This is a genomic window from Stenotrophomonas sp. SKA14 (assembly GCF_000158575.1).
Classification (GTDB): Bacteria; Pseudomonadota; Gammaproteobacteria; order Xanthomonadales; family Xanthomonadaceae; genus Stenotrophomonas; species Stenotrophomonas forensis.
Genome location: NZ_DS999412.1, coordinates 1,384,926 through 1,408,222, shown reverse-complemented (window position 1 = coordinate 1,408,222; position 23,297 = coordinate 1,384,926). Strand labels below are relative to the sequence as shown.

The following is a 23,297-nucleotide window of genomic DNA, read 5'->3' as shown; positions in this document are numbered from 1 at the left end:
CCGCACGGCCAAGCGCAGCTTTGCAGTCGAGCAAGCTCGACTCTACCGACGCTACGGCCACCCACGAGGGGCTGCGCCGTTCGCCGAAAACTACGCCGAAGGCGCAGGCTTCTGCCGAAGCAGGCTGACCGCCAGGCCGCCAACAACCAACACCCCCAGCCCCAGCAACGCCCACAGCAACCACGACTTCCAATCGTGCTGCGGCTTCAGTGCCGCCTCGCCGGCCAGCGGCTCCGGGCTGCCTTCCAGCCGCGCCAGCGTCGGCTGCCATGACGGATCATTGCGCTGGCGCAGTTCCTCGATCAGCACACCGATCGGCGCCTCCATCCGGCGCGCGGTCGAACTGCCAACGGCCAGGGCATACGGCGCCGCGCCCTGGCTCAGGAACACCAGCACCTCCGGCTGGTAACCCAGGCGCAGCGTAGGCGCGGTGGCCGTTTCGGCAGGATTCGCGACCAGCTTCCAGTAGCGGTCGCGATGCACGCCCCCCAGCGACTGGGCTGCCGACTGCTGGCGTTGGCCCTGCGCGCCCTGCTGCAGCTGGTAGGCGATCCACGGAGCACTGCGGCGCTGCCACTCCGCGCTCTCATCATCGCGGCTGAACAACGTCCACTGCACCAGGCTGTTGTCGGCGCTGGCCACGTCCGCACGCGCGACCGGGAAACGGCCGTCCAGTTCGAAGGTGTATTCGCCCTTGCCCTTCGAAACCGGCTCCAGCGACAGCCATTCCCACGGCAGCGTGGCCGGGGCAGGCGGCAGTTCGGCCAGCACGCTGCGCAGGGTCGGCAGGCGTGCATCGCCCTGTGCGAGCACGCGCAGGTAGCGTGCCTCGCCGTCCACCTGCAGGCGGCGCTGCAGCAGGCGCTTGCCGGCGCGCTGCAGGTCCACCAGCGGAATGTCGCGCCCGACCGCACGCCAGTGCTGCAGATCATCGCTGGCATCCAGCTGCACCTGCGCCTGCAAGGGTTGGCCACTATCGGCCCAGTCCAGCACCAGCGCCGCCACCGGCTGCTGGCCGAGCACGCTGGCGTCGATCAGCCAACCGCCCTGCCCGTTCGCCACCGCACCGCCCCCCACGCGCGCCTCGACCCGGCGTACGCGGCCATCGGTATCGCGTTCGGTCAGCAGCTGCAGATCGTTGCGTTGTGCTTCGGCCAACGGCGGCAGCGCGAACCACGGCAGCTCCCGCTGCACCGGCGGCTGTGCCAGTGGTTGGTCCGGCGCCAGCAATGCCGAGGGCAAGGATTGCCCCGCCGCATTGAACACCTGCAGATCGCCCAGGTCGGCAGCGCCGGCCCGGCGATAGATCGCCGGTTCCAGGACCACCCTGTACGCACCGGACTGCGCGCTGGACAGCGTCAGTGGCCACTGTTCGGCGTACTGGCTGCGGTAATCGGCAGCCTGCGCCACGACGGCGGCCAGCATGCCGAACATCACCGGCAGCAGCGCCCTGCTCCACTTCCTCATTGTTTTTCCTCCAGGGACGGCGCCGCGCTGGGCGGTGCCGGTGCCAGATAACCCACGACCGTGCACAGCAGGCCGTAAGCGATGAACGATGCGATGCCCAGCAGGTTGCCCAGGTGCTGGCGATCGATGATGACCAGCTTGGCCAGCACCACGCCCATCAGCACCGCGCCCACCATCCACAACACGCGCTGGCCGCGGCGCGAGCCCCAGACCCAGGCAATCACGCCGAGCACGCTCCACAACACGGTCAGGCTGGTCTGCGCCAGGCTGAAGCGCATCATCGACGCGTTCCACGACAGGCCGCCCCACTGATGCACGCCATGCAGCACCACGCTGGTCAGCGCAACGAAGATGGCCAGTGACAGCAACGGCATACGGATGTTCAGCACGGCCTGCGGCGCCTGATCGCTGTACAGCCAGCGCGCCAGCAGCAACAGGCTCAGCCACTGCGCAAGCTCGGCCGGATTCAACACCGGCAGCCACAGCAGCGGGGCAGCGTCACCCGGCAACAGCTGGCCCAGCAGCCAGCCGATCGAGAGCAGGCCGAACAGAACGCATTGCAGCGGCGTGCGTACGCGGTCGAACGCTTCGCCCAACGGCCAGCGCAGCACATTCCAGCGCCACAGCGACAGCGCTGCCATCAGCAGCCACGGCAGCGTGAACAACAGCAGCGTCCAGCCCTGTGCCAGCCCTGCTTGGCCACCGCCCCACAGGGCCAGCAGCGAGAGCAGCGACGGCCACAGCAGCCACCACAGGAACTGCGCGATGCGGGCCACGGTGTTGCCGCCCTGGCGCAGGCACAGCAACGTGCGCACGCCCAGCACCGCGAACAGCGCCCAGGCCAGCGCGCCATAGCCGGCGAACGGCTGGTGGTGGGCATCGCTCTGCAACAGGGCCAGCGGGAAGCCCAGCGCCAGCATGGCCAGTGCCGTCACGCCCAGCGCACGGGCCGGCTGGCGGCGCTGTGCTTCGGCGGCCAGCCATGCCGTGACCGCCGCCAGCACCAGCAGCGCATCCACTTCAGTGCGGTACGGGAAGAAGCGGGTGATCTCATGTACCAGGCCACCCAGCCACCACAGCAGGCCCCACAGGTAGTAGACCAGCGCGATCTCGTGGCGCGATCGGCGCTGGTAGCTCCAGGCCGATGCAAAGCCAGCCACGGCCAGCAGCAACGCGCCGATGGCGGTGGGGTTGATCAGGAAGCGCAGGTCCTCGTGCCAATGATCGCCGCCGGCCACGAAGGCGAATGCGGCGCCAATCTGCAACAACGCACCGGACACCTGTGGCAACCATCGTTTCTGGCGCAGCCCCAGCCATGCCAGCCCCGCACCTTCCAGCGCGAACACCGCGCCGGTGGCGCGCGCCGACAGCGCCAGCGGCACCGCCAGCGTGGCAAAGCCCACTGCCAGCACTGCATGCGATTGCGCCAGCACGGTGTACGACGCCCGCCTGATCAACGCCCACGCCAGCACCGCATAGATCGCGGCGAGACCCAGCGCGCACAGCGCCAGCGTCATCGGCTGATCGTGCAACATGCCCGCCTGCAGCGAGAATGCGACCAGCGGCGTGCCGAACACCAGGCTGCCATCGACCAGGTCACGCCGCCCGGCCGGCTGGCGACGCGCGTACAGCAGCGGGATCAGCAGGTAGAACGCGAAGAACAGCAGCAGGAACGGTTCGGTGCTGCTGAACTTGTCCGGCGCATACTGCAGCACGCCCCAGAACGTACCGATGCCGAACGTGAAGGCGAAGCCCAGCAGGTTCAGCGCGCGCCACGGACGGAACCAGGCAATGGCGAAGATGCCCGCGTTGAGTACCGCGTAGTAGCTGAACAGGCCCACGTGGTTGCCACTGCCGGTGGACAGCCACAGCGGCGCCATGAAGCCGGCGAGGATGCCCAGCACCGCCAGCGTGCGCGAGTTCTGCACCACCGCCAGCACGCACAGCCCGGCCACCAGCGCGATCGAGCTGGCGAAGGCGAAGCCGGGCGGAATCAGCTCGAATCGCTTGAACGCCGCGAAGATGGTCAGCAGCAGCACGCCGATGGCGCCGCCCTGCAGGGCCAGCGCGAACATCCGCCGGCGCTCGCGTTGGTGCCAGCCGAACGCGAGCAGCCCCAACGCGCCCACGGTGACGCCGGCCAGGCGCAGCTCGATCGGCAGCACCAGCCAGCCCTGGTCGCTGACGTATTTCAGCAGTGCGGCGACACCGGCCAGCAGCACCAGCATGCCGATCTTGACCGGTACGTTGCCTTCGGTGAACCAGCGTTTGACCGCACCGATGCCGCGCTCGATGAAATTCGGCAACGCCGGTTCTGGCGGCAACGGCGGCTGCACCGGCACCGGCGGTACCGGCGGCGGCGCAGCAGGACGGGGGGCAGGCGCCTCGGTGGGCGCTGCTTCGCGTACCGGTGGCTGCGGGGGAGGCGTCGCAGCAGCGGCGACCGGCCGCAGGAACGGTGGATCGGCACTGGCCGCGGGCGTGACCACCGGCCGTTCAGGCGCGGGCGTGGTGACGGCCGGCTTGGCAGCGGCGGGCGCAGCGGCCATCGCGCTTTCCAGCGCGGCGACACGACGGCGCAGGCCGGCAATCATCACCAACGCCACTACCAGCAGCAGCGGGATGGCCAGCAGGACCAGTACGACCAGGGCTATCAGTGCTTCCATTGCGTGCTTCCATTGCGATCCCGCGCCCCAGCGGCAGCGGTCGACCGCCCCATGCTACGACAGGGCTGGCCCCATAAACGACGAACCCCGGCCAGGCCGGGGTCCGTCTTCGATCTACACCCGCCTTACTTGGCGGCGATGACCTTGGCCATTTCCAGGCACTTGTTCGAGTAGCCCCACTCGTTGTCGTACCAGGTCACCAGCTTGACGAAGGTGCCGTCCAGGGCGATGCCGGCATCGGCGTCGAACACCGAGGTGCAGGTTTCGCCGCGGAAATCGGTGGCCACCACCTTGTCTTCGGTGTAGCCCAGGATGCCCTTCAGCGGGCCTTCGCTCTGCGCCTTCACTTCAGCGCATATCTCGGCGTAGGTGGCTTCCTTTTCCAGCTCGACGGTCAGGTCGACCACCGACACGTCCGAGGTCGGCACGCGGAAGCTCATGCCGGTCAGCTTCTTGTTCAGCTCCGGAATGACCACGCCGACGGCCTTGGCCGCACCGGTGGACGACGGAATGATGTTCTCCAGGATGCCACGGCCGCCGCGCCAGTCCTTGTTGGACGGGCCATCGACGGTCTTCTGGGTGGCGGTGGCCGCATGCACGGTGGTCATCAGGCCGCGCTTGATGCCCCACTTGTCGTTGATGACCTTGGCCAGCGGGGCCAGGCAGTTGGTGGTGCACGAGGCGTTGGAAATGATCGCCTGGCCGGCGTAGGTCTTGTCGTTCACGCCGTACACGAACATCGGCGTGTCGTCCTTCGACGGGGCCGACATGATCACCTTCTTGGCGCCGGCATCGATGTGCTTCTGCGCGGTTTCCTTGGTCAGGAACAGGCCGGTGGCTTCCAGCACCACGTCGGCGCCGACTTCGTCCCACTTCAGGTTGGCCGGGTCACGTTCCTGGGTCAGGCGGATCTTCTTGCCGTTGACCAGCAGGTCGTTGCCCTGCACCGCCACGTCGGCCTTGAAGCGGCCGTGCACGGAGTCGTACTTGAGCATGTACGCCAGGTAGTCCGGCTCCAGCAGATCGTTGATGGCCACGATTTCGATGTCGTCGCCGAAGTTCAGCACCGCCGAGCGCAGGACGTTGCGCCCGATGCGACCGAAACCGTTGATACCAACCTTGATTGCCATGTTCTCAAGCTCCTGCGGCCGCGACAGGTGCGGCGGGATGGATAGGGCCCACAAGTCTAGCAAACCGGGGCTGGCCACCGTGGGCCAGCGCCTCCGGCGGAGAGCCGGCGGACAGGATTTGATCCGGATCAAAGCGTTAGCGCGGCGTGAGGCCGACACTGGCCCCATCCACCCAGCAACGAGATCACCCCCATGCGCAAGACCTCCCCCCTGATCCTGGCCGGCCTGGCCGCCGCCCTGTCCCTCGCCGCCGCCCCGGCCATGGCCCAGTCCAAGGGCGACTGGACCGTTTCGGCCGGCGTGCACCAGGTGGCGCCGAAGTCGAACAACGGCTGGCTGGCCGGCGGCACGCTGAAGGTCGACGTCGACAACGACGTCAAGCCGACCATCACCGGTGAGTACTTCATCGCAGACAACCTGGGCATCGAAGTGCTGGCCGCGCTGCCGTTCAAGCACGACATCAACATCAACGGCCTCGGCCGCGTGGGCAGCACCAAGCAGCTGCCGCCGGTGGTGACCCTGCAGTACCACTTCAACAGCAAGGGCAAGGTGTCGCCGTTCATCGGTGCGGGCGTGAACTACACCACCTTCTTCAGCGAAGACACCACCGGTGCGCTGAAGGACAGCCGCCTGAAGCTGCAGGATTCGTGGGGCCTGGCCGCGCATGCGGGCGTGGACTTCGCGATCGGCGAGAAGGGCGCCCTGCGCGTGGACATGCGCTGGATCGACATCGACAGCAAGGTGAAGTTGAACGGCGAGAAGATCGGCACGGTCAACATCGATCCCCTGGTCTACGGCGCGTCCTACGTCTTCAAGTTCTAAGCGGTGTGTTGAGCGCGGGGGCTTCGCCCCCGCTCCCCCGCTACACGCAAAACCCTCGCAGCATGTTGCCCCGGTGATTGCCGGGGCTTTTTTTTGTTCTTGAAGAGCAAGAGCAGTTCTGAAGCTGGGGCAAGGCGGGGAGCGGGGCCAGGACACGCCGCCCCTCCCGCTGTGCTCCCACTTCGGAACAGGAACGCGCCGCTCTTCAATCCATCTCCCCCCGCTAGAATGTGCGCATGAAAGCCCTGCACTCCCTCTTCCTCGCCGCCGCCCTGGCGCCGGCCCTGCTGTCCGTCTCCGCCCCCGCCCATGCCTGGGGCGCGCAAGGCCACCGCCTTGTCGCCGAAGTCGCAGACGCCCGACTCACCCCTGCCGCCCGCGCCGAAGTGGATCGCCTGCTGGCCACTGAACCGGACGCCACCCTCGCCAGCATCGCGCCCTGGGCCGATCAGCTGCGTGCCAAGGACCCCGGCCTGGGCCGTCGCTCGGCCGGCTGGCACTACGTCAACATCGCCGAAGACAACTGCCACTACGAAGCACCGAAGCACTGCAAAAATGGCAACTGCATCGTCGAGGCGCTGAAGGCACAGAGCGCCATCCTCGGCGACCGCAGCCTGACCGATGGCGAGCGCCTGCAAGCGCTGAAGTTCGTCGTCCACCTGGTGGGCGACATCCACCAGCCGATGCACGCCGGCTACGCCCACGACAAGGGCGGCAACGATTTCCAGCTGCAGTTCGGCAACCGCGGTACCAACCTGCACTCGCTGTGGGACAGTGGCATGCTCAACACCCGCAAGCTGGACGACGCCGGCTATCTGCCACTGCTGCAGAGCCAGCGCGCCCCGAAGCTGGCGCGCCAGTCCAACCCGCAGCGCGACCCGCAGGCGTGGGCCGAAGCGAGCTGCCGCATCTCCATGCAAGCTGGCGTTTATCCGGCCACGCGTAAGATCGGTGACGAATACACCGAGCGCTATCGGCCGCTGGCCGAAGCACAGCTGCGACTGGCCGGTGAAAACCTGGCGCAGTTGCTGAACCGCGTGCTCGGCACGCGCTGAGGAGCATGCAAATGGCAGTCCAGGTGCAGTCGTTCTTCCACCGTGACAGCAACACCTTCAGCTATCTGGTCAGCGACCCGGCCAGCGGCGAGGCAGCGCTGATCGACCCGGTGCTGGACTACGACCCGGATACCGATGCCAGCAGCGAATCGCCGCTGCATGCGGCGTTGCAGGCCATCGAGCAACAGGGCCTGCAGCTGCGCTGGCTGCTGGAAACCCATGCCCACGCGGACCATGTGTCGGCCGGGCGCAGGCTGAAGCAGCACTTTCCGCAGGCCACGCTGGCCATCGGCGAAGGCATCCGCGCGGTGCAGGCCACCTTCGCACCGCGCTATGGCCTGCAGCTGCCGGCGGCCGATGAAGTCTTCGACCACCTGTTCAGCGATGGCGAAACCTTTGCGCTTGGCGAACTGCGCGGCCAGGTGATCGCCGTGCCCGGCCACACCAGCGACAGCATTGCCTATCTGATCGACGATGCGCTGTTCACCGGCGACTCGCTGTTCATGCCCGACGGCGGCACCGCCCGCTGCGACTTCCCGGGCGGTGATGCCGCGCAGCTGTACCGCTCGATCCAGCGCCTGCTGGCGCTGCCCGATGCCACACGGGTTTTCGTCTGCCACGACTACGGCCCAGGCGGCCGTGATTTCGCCAACGAAACCACCATCGGCGAACAGCGCGCGCACAACATCCATGTGCACGATGGCGTGGCCGAGGCGGAGTTCGTCAGCGTGCGCCAAGCCCGGGATGCCACGCTGGCCGAACCGGCGCTGATGCAGTCGGCAGTGAAGGCCAACATCCAGGGCGGAGCCTGATCGACGCTGCGGTGCTCGCCCGGCGCTACCGGTTTCCGTCAGGCGCCGCGCACCTCATTTGCCCTGCGTGCGCACCACATGCTGGCCCTTCACGATCTCAAAGGTGAAGGCGTACTGCAGCGTGACCGCCACCGGCTCGATGCGCTCGGCGCCGCGGCAATCCCCGCGGTCGGCAGGCACCTTGCCAGCCGCGAAATGGCAAACCGCTGCGGACGAGTACTTCCACATTGCCACCGCGTCCTGTGCCGCCTGCAACAGAGGCGCGTTCTCAGGTGCAGCACCGGCTGCGCACTCATGGCGATCGGTCAATGGCAGGCTGCGTTCCACACCGCCATTGGCATCCACCACCACCTGCAGGCAGATGGTAGTGGGTGCCAGCTCCGCGCGCGGATCACGATCGCCGACCTCCGGGTCCGGTGCCGCGTAAAGTTGCGGCATCCGGTAACCCTCGCTGGCGCCCAGCGAATACGCCTGCACCTGTCCGCCGTCGCCCGCCGCCTCCGGTCGCAGCCGCTGGTGGCCGACACTCTCATTGCGGGTATCGACCGTGGTCAGGCGTTGCTGACTCGCGCATCCCACCAGCAATGCCGCCAGCAGCAGCGATGCAGACTTCACAGGGTGTCCTCGGTGTCGTCCATGGCAAAGGAGATCGGAATACGCACGGCAGCGGCCACCGGCTTGCCGTTCTTCATTGCCGGCCGGTACGCCCAGCTGCGCGCAGCGGCGACCGACACCGCATCGAACACGCCCGGATTGGTGGCGCTGAGCACGCGCACCTCGGTGGGCTGCCCCTGCGCATCCACCTCCACGCGCAGGTTCACCACGCCCACCTGGCGCTGTTCGATTGCAGACTTCGGATAGGACGGCGGCGGCATCTTGTCGACCTGGATGGGCCTGTCCAACCCGGCCCTGGCTGCGTCTTCCTGAGCGTGTTCAAACGGCTCGACCCCGATCCTCGGCGCTGCCGCCGTACTGCCCTGGCTGGCCCACGCCACCGCTCCCATTCCCAGGCACACCCCGACCACCAGCACCTGGCCCGACACCCACGGCAATGCCTTCCGCTTGGACTGCTTCAACATGGCGATACGCTCCTTCAACACGGGCTGGCTGCGCCAATGGCACACCGCGGGCGCAACCGGATGGACCAGCTGCGCCTTCAGCAGCGTGCTGGCGTAGAGGCCGCGCAGCGCGGGCTGCGGGGCCATGGTGCGGGCATCGCAGGCCAGTTCCTGCTCGCGCAGGAAACGGCGTGCGGCCCAGGGCAACAGCGGGTGGAACCAGAACACCGCACGCATCAGCAGCAGCGCACCGTTGGCCCAGTGGTCGCCATTGCGACGGTGGCTGCGCTCGTGCTGCAGGATCAGGTCCTGCTCCTGTGCGCTGAACTGCTGGTCGAACGCCGGGCCGACCACGATGCGTGGCCGCCACAGGCCGACCAGCGCCGGCAACCCGGGATCGCCGCTGGCCTGCCAGCTGCCATCGGCACGCGGCCGCAACGGGCCCATGCGCCGCTCGAAGCGCCGCTGTGCACGCAGCTCGCGCAGCAGGCGGACGCCCATCCCCAGGGCCCAGACCACCAGCAGCAGACCGGCCCATGGCAGCGCATGACCGCTCGCGCCCTCGAGGGCGCCCGGCATCACCTTCAGCGGCAGCGTCGGCACCTGCTGCAGCAATGCAACCCGGGGCAGCGGCAACAGCAGCGCCACCATCAGCAAGGGCAGCAACCCCCAGCTGCGATAGGCCAACCCAGCGCCCCCCAGCCGCACCAGCAAGGGCCGCAGCGCGGCCAGCACGACCACGCCCACTGCCAGCCAAAGGCTGGCCTGCCACAGTCCGTCGAGCAGCTCAGTCATGGTCCAGCTCCTGGATCAACTTCTTCAGTTCGGCGATGTCCTGCGCGCTCAGCCGGCCGCGCTCGCTGAAGTGCGCCACCAGCGGTGCCACGCGGCCTTCGAAGACGCGGCCGATGAAGTCCTGGCTCTGTGCCTCCACCCACGCCTGGCGCTGCAGCAGCGGCCGGTAAAGATAGCGCCGGCCATCACGCTCGGCGGCGATCGCGCCCTTGGTCAGCAGGCGGTTGAGCAGGGTCTTGATGGTCGGCTCGGCCCAGTCGCGGTGGGCCAGTGCGGCCACTACCTCGTCGGCACTACGCGGTGCCTGCTGCCACAGCACCTCCATCACAACGGCTTCGGCTTCGCTGATCGGGGTCATGGTTTACATCCGTAATCGACGGTTTGATTACGCTCGTAATCGAACCTCATGTCAAGCCCCTCGACTCCGGGTTCATCCCGGCTGCGCCAGCATCGGTTCCTCCCGCCCCAGGCCCCGGATGAAAGCACTGCCCAAGGAAGATTTCCCGGTCGAGCAGGCCCGTCGCTTCCTCGAACCCGGCCCGATCGTGCTGGTCAGCACCGCGTGGCGCGGCCAGCGCAACCTGATGACGATGGGCTGGCACATGGTGATGGGCTTCTCGCCGTCATTGGTCGCCACCTACCTGTGGCACGAGAACCACAGCCACGCACTGGCGCGTAACAGCGGCGAGTGCGTGATCAATGTTCCCGGGGTGGAGCTGCTCGACACCGTCGTGGACATCGGCAACTGCAGCGGCCGCGAGGTCGACAAGTTCGCCCGGTTCGGGCTTGACGCGCTGCCCGCACGCGAGGTCGGCGCGCCGCTGGTCGGACAATGCCATTCGTGCTTCGAGTGCCGCCTCCATGACGACAGCCAGGTGGAATCGAGCAACCTGTTCATCTGGGAAATCGTGCGTGCGCACGTGGCGCCGCGGCCGAAACTGCCGCGCACCGTGCATTACCGCGGCGATGGGCAGTTCATGGTGTCCGGCGCCGAAGTCTCGCGTCGACGGCGGTTCAAGCCCGACATGCTGTAATGCCGGCACTCCCCCCAGACGCAGGACCGCCCCGAATGACCGAACACCTCACCGACCTGGACGCCGCCGTTGACTGGTTGTTTGCGCGCGTGGACGGGCCGCTGCGGATCGGGGCGCCGCTGGCACTGGGCAAGCCGCACCGGCTGCTCAATGCCCTGTATGCACGCGTCGAGCAGGATCCGTCGCGGCCGCTGCAGCTGTATACCGCGCTGTCGCTGAACCCGCCGAAGGCGCGCGGCAACGGCCTGGAAGCGCGATTCATGGCGCCGTTCGCGCAGCGTCACTTCGGCGATGATTTTCCGCGCCTGGCCTATGCCGATGCGATCGCGCGCGACGCGTTGCCGGCGCACGTGCAGGTGGAAGAGTTCTACATGCAGTCCGGCGCCCTGCTCGGATCACGGCAGGCGCAGTCCAGCTATACCAGCCTGAACTACACCCACGCCGCCGATGCGGTCGCCCAGCGCGCGCCGCAGGTGATCGTGCAGAAGGTGGCGATGCGCCCGGATGACCGCCGGCTCTCGCTGTCGTGCAACAACGACATCACCCAGGACACGCTGGATGCCATCGCCGCGCGCGGACTGCCGCGCCCGCTGCTGGTCGCCGAGATCGATCCGCAGCTGCCCTACCTGGGCGGCTCGGCCACGGTCGATGTGTCGTTCTTCGATCTGGTGATCACCCCGCCGCCGCCGTACCCGGCCCTGTTCGGCCTGCCGCGGCAGCCGGTTGGCGATGCCGACTACGCCATCGGCCTGTATGCCAGCACCCTGGTACGCGATGGCGGCACGCTGCAGATCGGCATCGGCACGCTGGCCGATGCGCTCAGCCACGCACTGGTGCTGCGCCATACCGACAATGCGCGCTATCGCCGCGTGCTGCATGCACTCGACCCACAGCTGGCCAGCCATCCGCTGGTGCAGGAAATCGGCGGCTTGGACCCCTTTGAAGTGGGCTTGTACGGCTGCAGTGAAATGCTCAACGAGGGCTTCCGCCGGCTGGTACAGACCGGGGTGATCAAGCGCAAGGTGCACGACGACCTCGCGCTGATGCAGCGCATCGAGAACGGCAGCACGCTGTCGATCGACCATGCCACGCTGGACGCCGAGGGCGAGTACCTGCACGGCGCGTTCTACCTCGGCTCACCAGAGTTCTACGAATGGCTGCGCACCCTGCCGGAAGACGAATGCCGCGCGATCGGCATGCGTCGCATCAGCGAGATCAACCAGCTGTACGGTGGCAACGAGACGCTGGAGCGCCTGCAGCGCCGTCATGCGCGCTTCTTCAACTCCTGCATGATGGCCACCGCACTGGGTGCGGCGGTGTCAGACGCGTTGGATGACGGCCGCGTGGTATCCGGCGTGGGCGGCCAGTACAACTTCGTGGCGATGGCACATGCCCTGCCGGAAGCCCGCAGCGTGCTGATGTTCCGCGCCGCGCGCGACGACAAGGGCCAACGCGAATCCAACGTGCGCTGGAACTATGGCCACACCACCATTCCGCGCCACCTGCGCGATATCTACCTCAACGAGTACGGCATCGCCGATCTGCGCGGACTGACCGACGAGGACTGCGTGCAGGCGATGGCCGCGATCACCGAGGCGCCGTTCCAGGCCGGCCTGCTGCAGCAGGCGCACGGCGCGCGCAAGCTGTTGAGGGCCACGCCGCCCGATCCCGAACGCCTGCAGCGCAATACGCCGCAGTCACTGGCCGCGGCACTGGCACCGTTCCGCGCCGATGGCAGCCTTCCGGACTATCCGCTGGGCAGCGACTTCAACGAGATCGAACAGGTGCTGGTGAAGGCGCTGGGCTGGCTGAAGGCCAACACGCAGACCCGTGGCGACAAATTGCGCACGGTGTGGGCGGCGCTGCGCCAACCGGCCGGTGATGGCGATACGGTGTACCTGCAGCGCATGGGCCTGCAGGCACCGAAGGATTTCGCCGAGCGCCTGGACGCACGCCTGCTGCGCCTGGCGCTGGCACGCACCGCCTGAAAAAAGGGACGGAGGGGATCAAGTCGCTTCTGCACAAACGACTTGATCCCCTCCGTCCCCTTTTTCATCCACGCATGGCGCGGATCTACTGTCCGATCCTCACCGAATCCTCAAGATGCAGGCGGGCAATCGGTGGATGCTCTCGATGCTCGACCTGCCACAGGTCATAGGCCGCCTGCATTGCCAGCCACATGCGCGCATTGCCCAGACCTGCAAGCTCAAGGCGGAATGCAAGCTCCGCGGAGATACCGGCGTGCCCGTTGATGATGGTCGACAGCTGTCCGCGGGAATAACCAAGATGCTGCGCCAGCGCACTGATGGACATGCTGATCGCCGGCAGTATGTCTTCGCGCAGCGATTCCCCGGGATGCGGCGGATCATGCAACGGCATCGAGCAGACTCCTAGTGGTAATCGAGGTAATCGACCAATTCGACGTCGAGCCCACGAAAGCGGAATACCAATCGCCAACTCGCGGAGACACTTACAGCCCAGTAGCCGCTATAGCTTCCGCGCAGAGGATGCAGGCGATTTCCAGGCAAGCCCCATGTCTCCAGGACGCTGGGCTTGGTCCAGCTGGTGAAGCAAGCGCCGCAACCGCCCCGCATGATCGGCACGAACGCCTGAAATGTCGCCCCGTTCATAGAGCGCCTTCAGACCCCTGTGCCTGAAGCTGACGATCACGCAGCACCAATGTAAGGCATCACCTTACACACCGCAAATCCACCATGGTTTTCTGCGCCGATCTTCTTGTCCATGACCACTTCTGAGGGTGCCTCGGCAGGCCCTCCTTTTCGCAAGAAATGCAGGTCAGATGAAGAGGCCAACGCGACACTGGTGCCGCTGGGTGGAACATTTCGGGCAAAGGAGAAGGGGACGGAGAGGATAAGTCGCATTTGCACAAACGACTTGATCCCCTCCGTCCCCTTTTTCTCCACTCTGGAGAACGAGAAAGGCCGGCGTGTGCCGGCCTTCCCTTGTTGCACCGCGAGGCGGCTTACAGCGACTTCGCAGCTTCCACCACGTGGGCGGTGGTGATGCCGAAGTGCTTGTACAGCTGATCGGCCGGGGCCGAGGCACCGAAGGTGTCGATACCGATCACCGCACCGTCCAGGCCGACGAACTGGCGCCAGAAGCCGGTGACGCCGGCTTCCACGGCCACGCGCTTGCGCACGGCGTTCGGCAGCACCGATTCGCGGTAGGCCGCATCCTGGCGCAGGAACACGTCGGTGGACGGCATCGAGACCACGCGGGTCTTGAGGCCGGCCGCATCCAGCTGGGCCTTGGCTTCGGTCGCCAGCGAGACTTCCGAACCGGTGGCAATCAGGATCACGTCCGGGGTACCGGCGGCATCGGCCAGCACGTAGCCACCGCGCTCGATCTGGGTGATCTGCTCGGCGTTGCGCGGCTGGTGCGGCAGGTTCTGGCGGCTGAACACCAGGCAGCTCGGGCCGTCCTGGCGGGTGATCGCGGCCTTCCAGCTCACTGCCGACTCGACCGCATCGCACGGACGCCACACATCGTTGTTCGGGATGTAGCGCAGCGAGGCCAGGTGCTCCACCGGCTGGTGGGTCGGGCCGTCTTCGCCCAGGCCGATCGAGTCGTGGGTATAGACGTGGATGGCGTGGGCCGGAATCAGCGCACTCATGCGCACGCCATTGCGGGCGTAGTCGCTGAACACCAGGAAAGTGGCGTCGAACGGAATGAAGCCACCGTGCAGGGCCAAGCCATTGGCAATCGCGGTCATGCCGAACTCGCGCACGCCGTAGTACACGTAGTTGGCGTTGGCGTCGTCGCTGGCGACCGACTTGCTCCCCTTCCACAGGGTCAGGTTCGAGTGCGCCAGGTCGGCCGAGCCGCCGACGATTTCCGGCAGCAGCGGGGCGAAGGCTTCGATGGCCAGCTGCGAGGCCTTGCGCGAGGCGATCGTCGGGCCTTCAGCGGCCACCTGGGCGATGTAGGCATCGGCCTTGGCAACGAAGTCGGCAGGCAGCTCGCCGTGCGAACGACGGGTCAGCTCGGACGCTTCCGCCGGATACTGGCTGGCGTACTTGTCGAACAGCTGCTCCCACTCGGCCTGGCGCAGGGTGCCGGCGCCATTGGCGCGCCAGCCGTCGTAGATCGCCTGCGGGATCTCGAACGGACCGTATTCCCAACCCAGCTGCTTGCGGGTGGCTTCCAGCTCGTCCTTGCCCAGCGGTGCGCCGTGGCTGGATTCCTTGCCCGCCTTGTTCGGCGAACCAAAGCCGATGGTGGTGCGGCAGCAGATCAGGGTCGGCTTGTCGCTCTGCGACAACGCGGCCTCGATGCCGGCCTTGATGCTGTCCGGGTCGTGGCCATCAACATCGCGGACCACGTTCCAGCCATAGGCCTCGAAACGCTCCGGGGTGTTGTCGGTGAACCAGCCCTCGACGTTGCCGTCGATGGAGATGTGGTTGTTGTCCCAGAAGCAGACCAGCTTGTGCAGGCCCCAGGTGCCGGCCAGCGACGCCGCTTCATGCGACACGCCTTCCATCAGGCAGCCATCGCCCATGAACACCCAGGTGCGGTGGTCGACCACTTCCAGCTCCGGGCGGTTGAAGCGCTGTGCCAGCAGCTTCTCGGCCAGGGCGAAGCCCACGGCGTTGGCGAAACCCTGGCCCAGCGGGCCGGTGGTGGTTTCCACGCCCGGGGTCTCGTGGCGTTCCGGGTGGCCGGCGGTGTGGCTGCCCAGCTGGCGGAACAGCTTCAGCTGCTCGATCGGCAGGTCGTAACCGCTCAGGTGCAGCAGCGCGTACTGCAGCATCGAACCATGGCCGTTGGAGAGCACGAAACGGTCGCGGTTGAACCAGTGCGGGTTGCTCGGGTTATGGCGGAGGTAGTCGTTCCAGAGGACTTCGGCGATGTCGGCCATGCCCATGGGCATGCCGGGGTGGCCGGACTTTGCGGTTTCAACCGCATCGGCGGCAAGGAAGCGGATGGCGTTGGCCAACTGGCGACGGGTAGGCTGCGTCATGGTTCTGTCGGAATCGGGAGGCGGCCGCGGACGTGCGGGCGGCCTATTGTCCCATAGTCACCGGGCAGGGGTCAGTTCCAGCTTGCCCGGTCGTGCCGGCCGCTGGCCGGCAGTTGCGCAGAATTCAATGAAGATCATGAAGTTGCCGGCCAGCGGCCGGCACTACCGCCCCCGGAGTCCGGGGGCGGGAATCTGGACTCAGTCCTGCTGAGGACCGAGCGCCGGGCCGTCGTGGGACTCGCCCTTGGCCACCAGGGTGGTCAGGGCCAGGTCGCCGGTCACGTTCAGTGCGGTACGGCACATGTCCAGGAAGTGGTTCACGCCCAGGATCAGACCGATACCCAGCGGGTTCACGCCGACCATCGCGCAGATCATCGCCACCACCGGCAGCGAGCCCGACGGCACGCCGGCGGTACCGATGCCACCGAGGATGCACACCGCCATCACCATGAACTGCTGGCCGATGCTCAGGTCCACGCCGAAGAACTGGGCCAGGAAGATCACCGTCACGCCCTCGAACAACGCGGTGCCGTTCTGGTTTGCGGTGGCGCCTACGGTCAGCACGAAGCGCGACACGCGCTGCGGCAGGCCCATCTGGTCGGCCACGCGCAGCGCGGTCGGCAGGGTGGCGTTGCTGGAGGCGGTGGAGAACGCCATCACCGTCGCTTCCTGGGTATCGCGGAAGAACGACAGCGGCGAGCGGCCCGACAGCCACACGGCGGTGCCGTAGGTCACGATCATGTGCAGGCCCAACGCCAGCACCACCACGCCCACGTAGGCGCCGAGGCGGATGATCAGCTCGAAGCCGAACAGCGCGGCCAGGTTGAACATGAAGCAGGCCACCGCGTACGGAGCCAGGCGGATGACCAGGTTGATCAGGGTCATCGAGATTTCGAACACGCCTTCGATCGCGCGGCGCAGCGGGGCAACCTTCTCGTTGTCGGTCAGCACCATGCCGATGCCGAACATCAGCGCGAAGAACATCAGCGACAGGATCGCGCCGTTGTCAGACGCGGCCTGCAGCACGTTGCTCGGCACGATCGACAGCAGCATGTCCATGCCCTTCGGCGTGCCATGGATGCCGGCCACGATCTCCTTGCTGCGTTCGGCGTTCTCCGACAGCATCATCGCAGCGACCTGCGGGTCGACGCCGGCGCCCGGCTTGAGCACGTTGACCAGCACCAGGCCGATGCCCACCGCAATGCCGGACAGCAGCACGGTATAGGCCAGCGTCTTCCAGCCGATGCGGCCGAGGGCGCGGATGTCGCCCATCTCCGACACGCCCATGATCAGAGCCGAGAAGATCAGCGGCACGATCAGCATGAAGATCAGGTTGAGGAACAGGCCCGAAGCCGGGGTGGTGACGTAGTCCATTACCCACTTGGCACCGCCCTGCAGACCCTCGACGCTGCCACCCAGGGCGTGCACGGTCAGTCCCAGGACCAGGCCGATCGCAAAGCCGATGCCCATCTTCCAGTGCAGGGGCAACTTCTTCTTGTCGGCAGCAGCTGCTGTCATACGCGGGTTTCCTCGAAAAATGAATGCACTCTAACAAAGCGCGCAAGCGGCGCCGGTTCAGGTTCGCCGCGGTGGATACAGCGGCGCCAGGCCAGTGTCAGCGGCTCCCGCAGCCGCCGACCAGTGCGGTCCGTCACGGAAGGCCGTGCGCAGGCGCGTACGCAGCGCCGCCAGATCGCCCTGCCCGCCCCAGCGCGCCTGCTGCAGGTCCTGCAACACCTGGCGCTGCTCCGGATCGTCCAGACGCGCGATGACCTGCTCGATACGTTCGACACCGGCCATCGCACACAGCTGTGCTTCCACCTGGTCGAAGCCCTCGCCATCGAGCACGCGGCGCAGTTCGGCCAAGCCGGCACGGCCGCTCGCCACAGTCGGCACAGCGGACGCGCCGGCGGCAGGGGCCGCTGCACGCGGGCGACGGCCACGCTGCCAGCCCCACAGCAGGGTCAGCAGCCACAGCAGCGCCAGCCCGATCGCAGCGCCCATCCAGGGCCATGGGCGCTCGGCCATGCCGCTGGCGCGCGGGTCGGTGGCCGCGATGCGGCTGTCCTGGCCATCGGTGCCGGGCAGCGTGGCGTCGGTGTCGATCGGCGGCAACGGTGCCGGTGAGGCATTGCCGCCACCATTGCCCGTCGCAACCGTCAGCGTCAGGTCCGGCAGCTTCGCCTCCTGGGCCTTGCCGCTGCGCACATCCCACCAGGGCAGGCGCGGGCCGGGCACCACCAGCGAACCTGGCTGGCGCGGCACGATTGAATAGCGGCGGGTGATCTTCAGGCGTGGGGTGCTGCCGTTGAAGGTCTCTTCGTACTGTGCCGGCTCGGCGAACACCTGCGCATTGGCGCCGACATCCGGCACCGGCAGATCAGTGAACTGCGCGCGCGTCGCGCCTTCGGCAACCGCTTCAACCACCACGTTGGCGGCCTCACCGGTGCGGGCGCTGGTCGGCGCACTGGTATAGCGCAACTGCAGGCTCTGCAGCGGCAGCCACGGCTGCGGCGCCTGCGCCGGCTGTGCCTGCACCTGCAACGTGCGGTCGGCACCGGTGGCATTCATGCGGCCGTCGCCCCCGCCAAAGAAGTCGTCGAAGAAGCCACCGGCACTGCGCCCGCTGAAGCGCGCACCGGCCAACCGCAATGCGCCGCTGCGCTCGGGGATCAGCAGGAAGCGGCGTTCGACCACGTTGTAGCGGCGCCCGTTGACCTGGCGCACATCGGTGCGGTCATCGCCCACGCGCTGCAATGACGCGCCCGCCGGGGTATCCAGTACCAGTTCACCCGACGCCAGCTGCGAAGCAAAGTACAACCGCACCACCACGCCCACGCTCTGCTGCACGTATGGCGTTTCGTCATCGACAACCGTCTCGATGAAGGCCATCGCAGTGCTGTCCGGACCCGCCACAGCGGCCGCGTCCACCTGCAGGGTCAGCGGCGCGGTACGCACACTGCCCACCTGCAGGCCTGGAACCACCAGTGCACCACTGCGTCGCGGCGTCAGCGCCACGCCGTACAGGTTGCGCTGCTGCATGCTGCCGTTGCTCCACTCCACCTGGCGGCTGCTGGTCTGCGCGCTCAGATCGAAGTCGGTACGCAGTGGCGTGAAGTCTGGCGCGCCCTGATCACTCTCGACATTGAGGGTGACCGTGTCGCCCATTGCAATGCGATCGCGGTCCAGCCAGGCGCGCGGCTGCGCCCAGGCCAGCAGCGGCAGCCACAGCAGCAGCGCTGCCAGTACCTGCCGGGGCCAGAACCCGTGCATGTTGATCACCCGCGTCATCGCCCTTCCCTCTTCCTGCGTTCGTTTTCCAGCTGGAACTTGGCTCGCAGCAGCGCGCCCGGATCATCAGGTACGCGTCGCATCCACGCCTCCACGGCCTGTTGCTCCTCGCGTCGGCGCGGGGTGGTGCCTTCGCTGCCTGGCACGGGCTTGCCATCCTGTTCGCCCTTGCCTTCACGTGCCTGCTGCATCGCCTGCTGCATGCGCTGGCGCTGCTGCTCGTCGGCCTGCGCCTGCGCCTTGGCATCTTCCACCTGCGGTGGTGCCTGCTGGCCATCGTGGCCGCGCTCGCCGGGCTGAGGCTGGCCCTGCTGCCCCGATTGTGGCTGGCCCTGGCCGGGGTCTTTCTGCCCCTGCTGCGGTTGCTGGCCCGGCGGATTCTGCTTGCCCTGCGAATCGTTCTGCTGTTTCTGCGGGCCGCTCTGCCGTGGCTTCTGCTGATCCTGGCCCTGTCCCTGGCCTCCCGACTGCGTGCGCTTGCGCGCGGCATCGACCACAGCGCGGTTGGCCACTGCGTCGGCCATGCCCGGATGCAGCGCCAGCGCGCGGTCGTAAGCGGCGATGGCCTCATCGTAGTTGCCCTGGCGTGCCAGTGCGTTGGCCAGGTTGTACCAGCCGGCATCGCTGTCGATGCCTTCGAACTGCTTGCGTGCACCGGCGAAGTCGCCGTTGCGGTAGGCCTGCACACCTTCGGCCAGGCGCTGGTGCTGCAGCTGGTCAGCACGCTTCCACAGGGTGCCCTGCGCGGGCGGCGGTGCGGGCGCTGCGGGCGCCTGCGCCTGCACGTCACCCATCCAGGGCAGCAGGCCAACGGCCAGCACCGCGGCCAGCACCGCGCGGCGGCGGAAGGCCAACAGTGCCAGCAGCATCAGCGGCGGCAGCAGCCAGAAGCCTTCATCGCGCCACTGCTTGCCTTCGCCCGGCCGCTGCGCCGCCGTGCCCTGGCGCGCATCCAGTACCCCCAGCGCACGCAGGTCGCTGTCGTCGGCAGCGATGCGTGCATAGCGCCCGCCACCTGCGGTGGCCACGGCGCGCAGGCTGCCCTCATCCAGCGCTGCCTGGCGGATCTGCCCATTGCCATCGCGATAGGCCGCACCCGCCGGCGTACCCAGCCCCAGCACCGAAACCTGCAGGCCAAGGCTGCGTGCCTGGGCCGCGGCCAGCGCGGCCTCACTGTCGGCCTGGTCGGTGACCAGCAGGACCTGTCCCTGCAGCGCCGCGACCTGCCGCATCAGTTGCGCCGCCCAGTCGATAGCGCGATCGGCACGCTGTCCATCGCGCGGCATCACCTCGGGTGACAAGGCATCCAGATACAGCGCGACATTGCTGCCGTCATCGGTCAACGGCGCCACCGTGTAGGCGTCATCGGCATACACGACCAGGCCGACCTGGCCGCCCTTGCGCGCGCGCAGCAGCTCGCCCAGCTTGGCCCGCGCCTGCAGCAGCCGCGACGGCGGCAGGTCGGTGGCGGTGATCCGGCTGGACAGATCCAGGACGACCAGCAGCGGTGCGCTGGCCTGGAACATCGGCTGCGCCTGCTGCCGCCAGCTTGGTCCGGCCATCGCCAGCGATGCCAGCGTCCAGCCCAGCAGCAGCGCCCACGGCAGGCGCGTACGGCGACGCGTGCCTGCCGCCAGCAGGTGCGGCAGCAGGTGTGGATCCACCGCCTGCCGCCACGCATCGCTGCGCCGCTGCCGGTACAGCGCCAGCGCGAGGATCACCGGCAGCGCCAGCAGGGCCCACAGCCATTCCGGGCGCAGGAAATGCAGCGCGTTCCAGTCGGGAAGATTCGAAGCGAACGCGATCATCGGCGACGCTCCGGCCACACCCATGCCAACGCGCCCAGCAACAACGCCAGCCCCAACGGCCAGGCATAGCGTTCCTCACGCGGGCGCAGGCTGGGTCCCTTCGCGGCGATCGGCTCCAGCCGGTCCAGTTCGGCATAGATGCCGGCCAGCTGTGCCGTATCGCGTGCGCGGAAGAACTGGCCGCCGGTCATGCCCGCGATCTTCTTCAATGTGGCCTCGTCGACCGGATCCTGGTCGGCGGAAATGGAGATGCCGAACACGCGCATGCTGCCGTCGCCGCCAAACGCGACGGTGTGGATGCGTACACCCTCGGCGCGGGCAACTTCGGCCGCGCGCAGGGGCTCCAGTACGCCGGCATTGCTGACACCGTCGGTCAGCAGGATCAGCACGCGCTGGCCTTCGGGCTGGCTGCGCAGGCGCTTCACCGCCAGGCCGATGGCATCACCGATGGCGGTTTCGCGACCGGCCAGGCCGACCACGCTGTCGCGCAGCTGGTCGCGCACACTGGCCAGGTCGGCTGTAAGGGGCGTCAACGTATAAGCACGGTCGCCGAAGATCAGCAGGCCGATGCGATCACCGGCGCGGCGGTCGAGGAAGTCGGCCAGCACCGCCTTGGCTGCGGTGAGGCGGTCCACGGCCTGCCCGCCCAGCACCATGTCGCCCTCACCCATGCTGCCGGACACGTCCATTGCCAGCATCATCTGCCGGCCCTGCTGCGGTGGGGTGATGGCCTCACCGAGTTGCTGTGGACGGGCAAGCGCAACGCACAGCGCGCACCAGCCCAACCACAACAGCAGCGTACGCAGCCAGGACACGTCGACGCGGCCACCACCGGTCAGTGCTTCCAGTTCGCTGGCGGCATACGGCACGCGCAGCGCAGCGCCGGGATCAGCGCGACGCTTCCACGCGTACATCAGCAGCGGCAACGGCAATGCCAGCAGCGCCAGCGGCCATGCCAGCTGCAGGTCCGGCCACGGCCAGTAACTCGCCAGCAGATTCATCGCCGACGCTCCAGCAGCATCGCCAGATAGCGCGCGCGGGACCAGCTGCGCACCGCGGCCACTTCGCTGGCATCCACGCGTGGCCGATAGGCGCCCTCGGCCAGCAGGCTGCGCCGTGCACCGGACAACGTGCCCTGCGGGTCCACGCGCTGCCACCATGCGTCGTCGCGCAACGATTCACTGCCCGGACGTGCCTGGCGCGCGGCACGACGCAGCAGGCCGGCGATCGCCGCCAGTTCCGTCGAGGCGTCCGTGCAGGCCGCCAGCTCTCTGTCGAACTGCTGCAACCAGCGCTGCCGACGGCGGCGACGCTGCCACCACACGAATACGACGACCAACAGCAGCAGTAGCAACGCCGCACCGATCATCAGATAGCCTGGTGCCGGTGGCCACCACGACGGGGCCGGCGGCAGCTGCACGTCGCGCAGCGGGAGGTTGGCGCTCATGCCGGCACCTCGGTCGGCGACGGGGCCAGCCACGCATCGCTGGGCGCATCGCTGGACAGCACCTGCACGTCAACGCGGCGTGCGCCGAGCTGGCGCCGCAGTTCCTGCAGCGGTTCGACGAAATGTGCCTGCCAATGCGCCTGCACGTCGCTGCGGCGCAGGTCGAGTCCAACGCGCTGCTGCGCGGTCTGGAACTGCAGCGCGGCCGACGGCGGCTGCAGTTCCAATGGATCGACCAGCAGAATCAGGCTGAGGTCATGGTGCTGGGCCAGCGCGCTCCAGCGTACCGGCGCAATCCGCGCCGCCTGCTGCGGATCGGCCAGCACCAGCATGCGCGCCCCGGGGCGCAGCACGCGACTGGCGTGGTCCAGCGCACGCTCGAGACCAAGATCATCGGCCGGCGGCTGCGCATACCAGCGGGTGAGTGCATCGAGTACGCGCAGCACACCGCGCGGCCCGCCCGCCGGTGCGACCGGTGGCTCGCGGTCGCTGCCACGCAGGGCGCCCACGCGGTCGCCTCGACGCTGCGCCGACCAGGCAGCAACGGCGCCCGCGCGTGCGGCCTGTACCGACTTGAAGCGCACCCGGGTGCCGAAATACAGCGCCGGCGAGGTGTCGGCCACGATCAGGCTGACCCGCTCGCGCTCAGCCTGGAACAGCTTGGTGTGGGCACGGCCGGTACGCGCGGTCACCCGCCAGTCGATATGCCTTGCATCATCACCGGCCACGTACTCGCGTGATTCGGCGTACTCCATGCCACGCCCGCGCAGCGGGGACGGCGCCTGCCCGGCATTGCCGGCACGGCCGCGGCGTGGCGGCGGCGGGCGCTGTGCCAGGCGACGCAGTGCGACCAGTTCGGCCAACTGCGGGCGCAGCCCGTCGCCCTCGCTGGCCATGGATGCAGGTTCCGGGGATGGATCGGTCATGCGCA

Annotated in this window: 20 protein-coding genes; 5 read left to right on the top strand and 15 right to left on the bottom strand. The window is 67.8% G+C overall.

Annotated features, from left to right (window positions below; all coding sequences use genetic code 11):
* Window positions 1-90 precede the first annotated feature (90 nt).
* The 3 genes from SSKA14_RS06460 to gap form a co-directional block, all read right to left on the bottom strand.
* Window positions 91-1,467, bottom strand: a complete 1,377-nt coding sequence (locus SSKA14_RS06460) for a DUF3999 domain-containing protein (RefSeq protein WP_008265607.1) — start codon at window positions 1,465-1,467, stop codon at window positions 91-93.
* Entirely contained in the window at window positions 1,464-4,133 is a 2,670-nt protein-coding gene (locus SSKA14_RS06455; RefSeq protein WP_008267623.1) for a DUF2339 domain-containing protein, read from the bottom strand. The genes SSKA14_RS06460 and SSKA14_RS06455 overlap by 4 nt, the downstream gene beginning before the upstream one ends.
* A 125-nt stretch (window positions 4,134-4,258) precedes the next feature.
* On the bottom strand, window positions 4,259-5,263 hold the full coding sequence (gene gap / locus SSKA14_RS06450; RefSeq protein WP_005414333.1) for a type I glyceraldehyde-3-phosphate dehydrogenase: 1,005 nt from the start codon (window positions 5,261-5,263) through the stop codon (window positions 4,259-4,261).
* Window positions 5,264-5,455: 192 nt separating this feature from the next.
* Between gap and SSKA14_RS06445 the strand changes: the two genes are divergently transcribed.
* The 3 genes from SSKA14_RS06445 to SSKA14_RS06435 all read left to right on the top strand — a co-directional run bounded on the left by SSKA14_RS06445 (window position 5,456) and on the right by SSKA14_RS06435 (window position 7,952).
* Window positions 5,456-6,085, top strand: coding sequence for an OmpW family outer membrane protein (locus SSKA14_RS06445; RefSeq protein ID WP_006465709.1), 630 nt, complete (start codon window positions 5,456-5,458; stop codon window positions 6,083-6,085).
* 236 nt (window positions 6,086-6,321) lie between these two features.
* Window positions 6,322-7,140: a S1/P1 nuclease gene (locus SSKA14_RS06440; RefSeq protein ID WP_040007187.1), complete on the top strand. Its 819-nt coding sequence runs from the start codon at window positions 6,322-6,324 to the stop codon at window positions 7,138-7,140.
* A gap of 11 nt (window positions 7,141-7,151) precedes the next feature.
* Complete coding sequence (locus SSKA14_RS06435) at window positions 7,152-7,952, top strand: MBL fold metallo-hydrolase (RefSeq protein WP_008264769.1); 801 nt, start codon at window positions 7,152-7,154, stop codon at window positions 7,950-7,952.
* Between the two features lie 54 nt (window positions 7,953-8,006).
* Here SSKA14_RS06435 and SSKA14_RS06430 read toward each other — a convergent pair whose 3' ends face one another.
* The 3 genes from SSKA14_RS06430 to SSKA14_RS06420 are packed head-to-tail and all read right to left on the bottom strand — an operon-like array spanning window position 8,007 to window position 10,163.
* Window positions 8,007-8,567 (bottom strand): hypothetical protein, encoded by a 561-nt coding sequence (locus SSKA14_RS06430; RefSeq protein ID WP_008267339.1) that lies wholly within the window; start codon window positions 8,565-8,567, stop codon window positions 8,007-8,009.
* Window positions 8,564-9,805, bottom strand: a complete 1,242-nt coding sequence (locus tag SSKA14_RS06425) for a TonB family protein (RefSeq protein WP_008268621.1) — start codon at window positions 9,803-9,805, stop codon at window positions 8,564-8,566. Before SSKA14_RS06425 ends, SSKA14_RS06430 begins: the two co-directional genes overlap by 4 nt.
* Entirely contained in the window at window positions 9,798-10,163 is a 366-nt protein-coding gene (locus SSKA14_RS06420) for a BlaI/MecI/CopY family transcriptional regulator (RefSeq protein ID WP_008265988.1), read from the bottom strand. The genes SSKA14_RS06425 and SSKA14_RS06420 overlap by 8 nt, the downstream gene beginning before the upstream one ends.
* Before the next feature lie 118 nt (window positions 10,164-10,281).
* Here SSKA14_RS06420 and SSKA14_RS06415 point away from each other — a divergent pair, with 118 nt between their 5' ends.
* Window positions 10,282-10,839 carry a flavin reductase family protein gene (locus SSKA14_RS06415; protein WP_008267700.1) on the top strand — a complete coding sequence of 186 codons (558 nt, stop codon included), beginning with the start codon at window positions 10,282-10,284 and terminating at the stop codon, window positions 10,837-10,839.
* 35 nt (window positions 10,840-10,874) lie between these two features.
* The gene (locus SSKA14_RS06410; protein ID WP_008268401.1) at window positions 10,875-12,827 is read left to right on the top strand and encodes an acetyl-CoA hydrolase/transferase C-terminal domain-containing protein; all 1,953 of its coding nucleotides are present in this window, start codon (window positions 10,875-10,877) and stop codon (window positions 12,825-12,827) included.
* A gap of 85 nt (window positions 12,828-12,912) precedes the next feature.
* On the opposite strand, the gene SSKA14_RS06405 is transcribed toward SSKA14_RS06410, so the two are convergent.
* The 9 genes from SSKA14_RS06405 to SSKA14_RS06370 all read right to left on the bottom strand — a co-directional run bounded on the left by SSKA14_RS06405 (window position 12,913) and on the right by SSKA14_RS06370 (window position 23,292).
* Complete coding sequence (locus SSKA14_RS06405) at window positions 12,913-13,218, bottom strand: HigA family addiction module antitoxin (protein WP_006465761.1); 306 nt, start codon at window positions 13,216-13,218, stop codon at window positions 12,913-12,915.
* An 11-nt stretch (window positions 13,219-13,229) separates the two neighbouring features.
* Entirely contained in the window at window positions 13,230-13,433 is a 204-nt protein-coding gene (locus SSKA14_RS23295) for a type II toxin-antitoxin system RelE/ParE family toxin (protein WP_232281428.1), read from the bottom strand.
* Between the two features lie 389 nt (window positions 13,434-13,822).
* Complete coding sequence (gene tkt / locus SSKA14_RS06400; RefSeq protein ID WP_008265623.1) at window positions 13,823-15,820, bottom strand: transketolase; 1,998 nt, start codon at window positions 15,818-15,820, stop codon at window positions 13,823-13,825.
* Window positions 15,821-16,018: 198 nt separating this feature from the next.
* A complete protein-coding gene (locus SSKA14_RS06395) occupies window positions 16,019-17,338 on the bottom strand; it encodes a dicarboxylate/amino acid:cation symporter (RefSeq protein ID WP_006465816.1) in 1,320 nt (439 codons plus the stop codon).
* Between the two features lie 57 nt (window positions 17,339-17,395).
* The gene (locus SSKA14_RS06390) at window positions 17,396-19,111 is read right to left on the bottom strand and encodes a BatD family protein (protein ID WP_040007186.1); all 1,716 of its coding nucleotides are present in this window, start codon (window positions 19,109-19,111) and stop codon (window positions 17,396-17,398) included.
* Window positions 19,108-20,919 carry a tetratricopeptide repeat protein gene (locus tag SSKA14_RS06385; RefSeq protein WP_040007185.1) on the bottom strand — a complete coding sequence of 604 codons (1,812 nt, stop codon included), beginning with the start codon at window positions 20,917-20,919 and terminating at the stop codon, window positions 19,108-19,110. Before SSKA14_RS06385 ends, SSKA14_RS06390 begins: the two co-directional genes overlap by 4 nt.
* Window positions 20,916-21,920, bottom strand: a complete 1,005-nt coding sequence (locus tag SSKA14_RS06380) for a VWA domain-containing protein (protein ID WP_008268639.1) — start codon at window positions 21,918-21,920, stop codon at window positions 20,916-20,918. The genes SSKA14_RS06385 and SSKA14_RS06380 overlap by 4 nt, the downstream gene beginning before the upstream one ends.
* Window positions 21,917-22,366, bottom strand: a complete 450-nt coding sequence (locus SSKA14_RS06375) for a DUF4381 family protein (protein WP_008266151.1) — start codon at window positions 22,364-22,366, stop codon at window positions 21,917-21,919. The genes SSKA14_RS06380 and SSKA14_RS06375 overlap by 4 nt, the downstream gene beginning before the upstream one ends.
* Window positions 22,363-23,292 carry a DUF58 domain-containing protein gene (locus tag SSKA14_RS06370; protein ID WP_040007184.1) on the bottom strand — a complete coding sequence of 310 codons (930 nt, stop codon included), beginning with the start codon at window positions 23,290-23,292 and terminating at the stop codon, window positions 22,363-22,365. The genes SSKA14_RS06375 and SSKA14_RS06370 overlap by 4 nt, the downstream gene beginning before the upstream one ends.
* Window positions 23,293-23,297 lie beyond the last annotated feature (5 nt).

Excerpts from the sequence above, each read along its gene's own strand:
- tkt (WP_008265623.1), bottom strand. The coding sequence starts at position 15,820 with ATGACGCAGCCTACCCGTCGCCAGTTGGCCAACGCCATCCGCTTCCTT.
- SSKA14_RS06385 (WP_040007185.1), bottom strand. The coding sequence starts at position 20,919 with ATGATCGCGTTCGCTTCGAATCTTCCCGACTGGAACGCGCTGCATTTC.
- SSKA14_RS06425 (WP_008268621.1), bottom strand. The coding sequence starts at position 9,805 with ATGACTGAGCTGCTCGACGGACTGTGGCAGGCCAGCCTTTGGCTGGCA.
- SSKA14_RS06460 (WP_008265607.1), bottom strand. The coding sequence starts at position 1,467 with ATGAGGAAGTGGAGCAGGGCGCTGCTGCCGGTGATGTTCGGCATGCTG.
- SSKA14_RS23295 (WP_232281428.1), bottom strand. The coding sequence starts at position 13,433 with ATGCGGGGCGGTTGCGGCGCTTGCTTCACCAGCTGGACCAAGCCCAGC.
- SSKA14_RS06440 (WP_040007187.1), top strand. The coding sequence starts at position 6,322 with ATGAAAGCCCTGCACTCCCTCTTCCTCGCCGCCGCCCTGGCGCCGGCC.
- SSKA14_RS06415 (WP_008267700.1), top strand. The coding sequence starts at position 10,282 with ATGAAAGCACTGCCCAAGGAAGATTTCCCGGTCGAGCAGGCCCGTCGC.
- SSKA14_RS06390 (WP_040007186.1), bottom strand. The coding sequence starts at position 19,111 with ATGACGCGGGTGATCAACATGCACGGGTTCTGGCCCCGGCAGGTACTG.
- SSKA14_RS06405 (WP_006465761.1), bottom strand. The coding sequence starts at position 13,218 with ATGCCGTTGCATGATCCGCCGCATCCCGGGGAATCGCTGCGCGAAGAC.
- SSKA14_RS06445 (WP_006465709.1), top strand. The coding sequence starts at position 5,456 with ATGCGCAAGACCTCCCCCCTGATCCTGGCCGGCCTGGCCGCCGCCCTG.
- SSKA14_RS06410 (WP_008268401.1), top strand. The coding sequence starts at position 10,875 with ATGACCGAACACCTCACCGACCTGGACGCCGCCGTTGACTGGTTGTTT.
- gap (WP_005414333.1), bottom strand. The coding sequence starts at position 5,263 with ATGGCAATCAAGGTTGGTATCAACGGTTTCGGTCGCATCGGGCGCAAC.
- SSKA14_RS06370 (WP_040007184.1), bottom strand. The coding sequence starts at position 23,292 with ATGACCGATCCATCCCCGGAACCTGCATCCATGGCCAGCGAGGGCGAC.
- SSKA14_RS06375 (WP_008266151.1), bottom strand. The coding sequence starts at position 22,366 with ATGAGCGCCAACCTCCCGCTGCGCGACGTGCAGCTGCCGCCGGCCCCG.
- SSKA14_RS06420 (WP_008265988.1), bottom strand. The coding sequence starts at position 10,163 with ATGACCCCGATCAGCGAAGCCGAAGCCGTTGTGATGGAGGTGCTGTGG.
- SSKA14_RS06380 (WP_008268639.1), bottom strand. The coding sequence starts at position 21,920 with ATGAATCTGCTGGCGAGTTACTGGCCGTGGCCGGACCTGCAGCTGGCA.
- SSKA14_RS06435 (WP_008264769.1), top strand. The coding sequence starts at position 7,152 with ATGGCAGTCCAGGTGCAGTCGTTCTTCCACCGTGACAGCAACACCTTC.
- SSKA14_RS06455 (WP_008267623.1), bottom strand. The coding sequence starts at position 4,133 with ATGGAAGCACTGATAGCCCTGGTCGTACTGGTCCTGCTGGCCATCCCG.
- SSKA14_RS06395 (WP_006465816.1), bottom strand. The coding sequence starts at position 17,338 with ATGACAGCAGCTGCTGCCGACAAGAAGAAGTTGCCCCTGCACTGGAAG.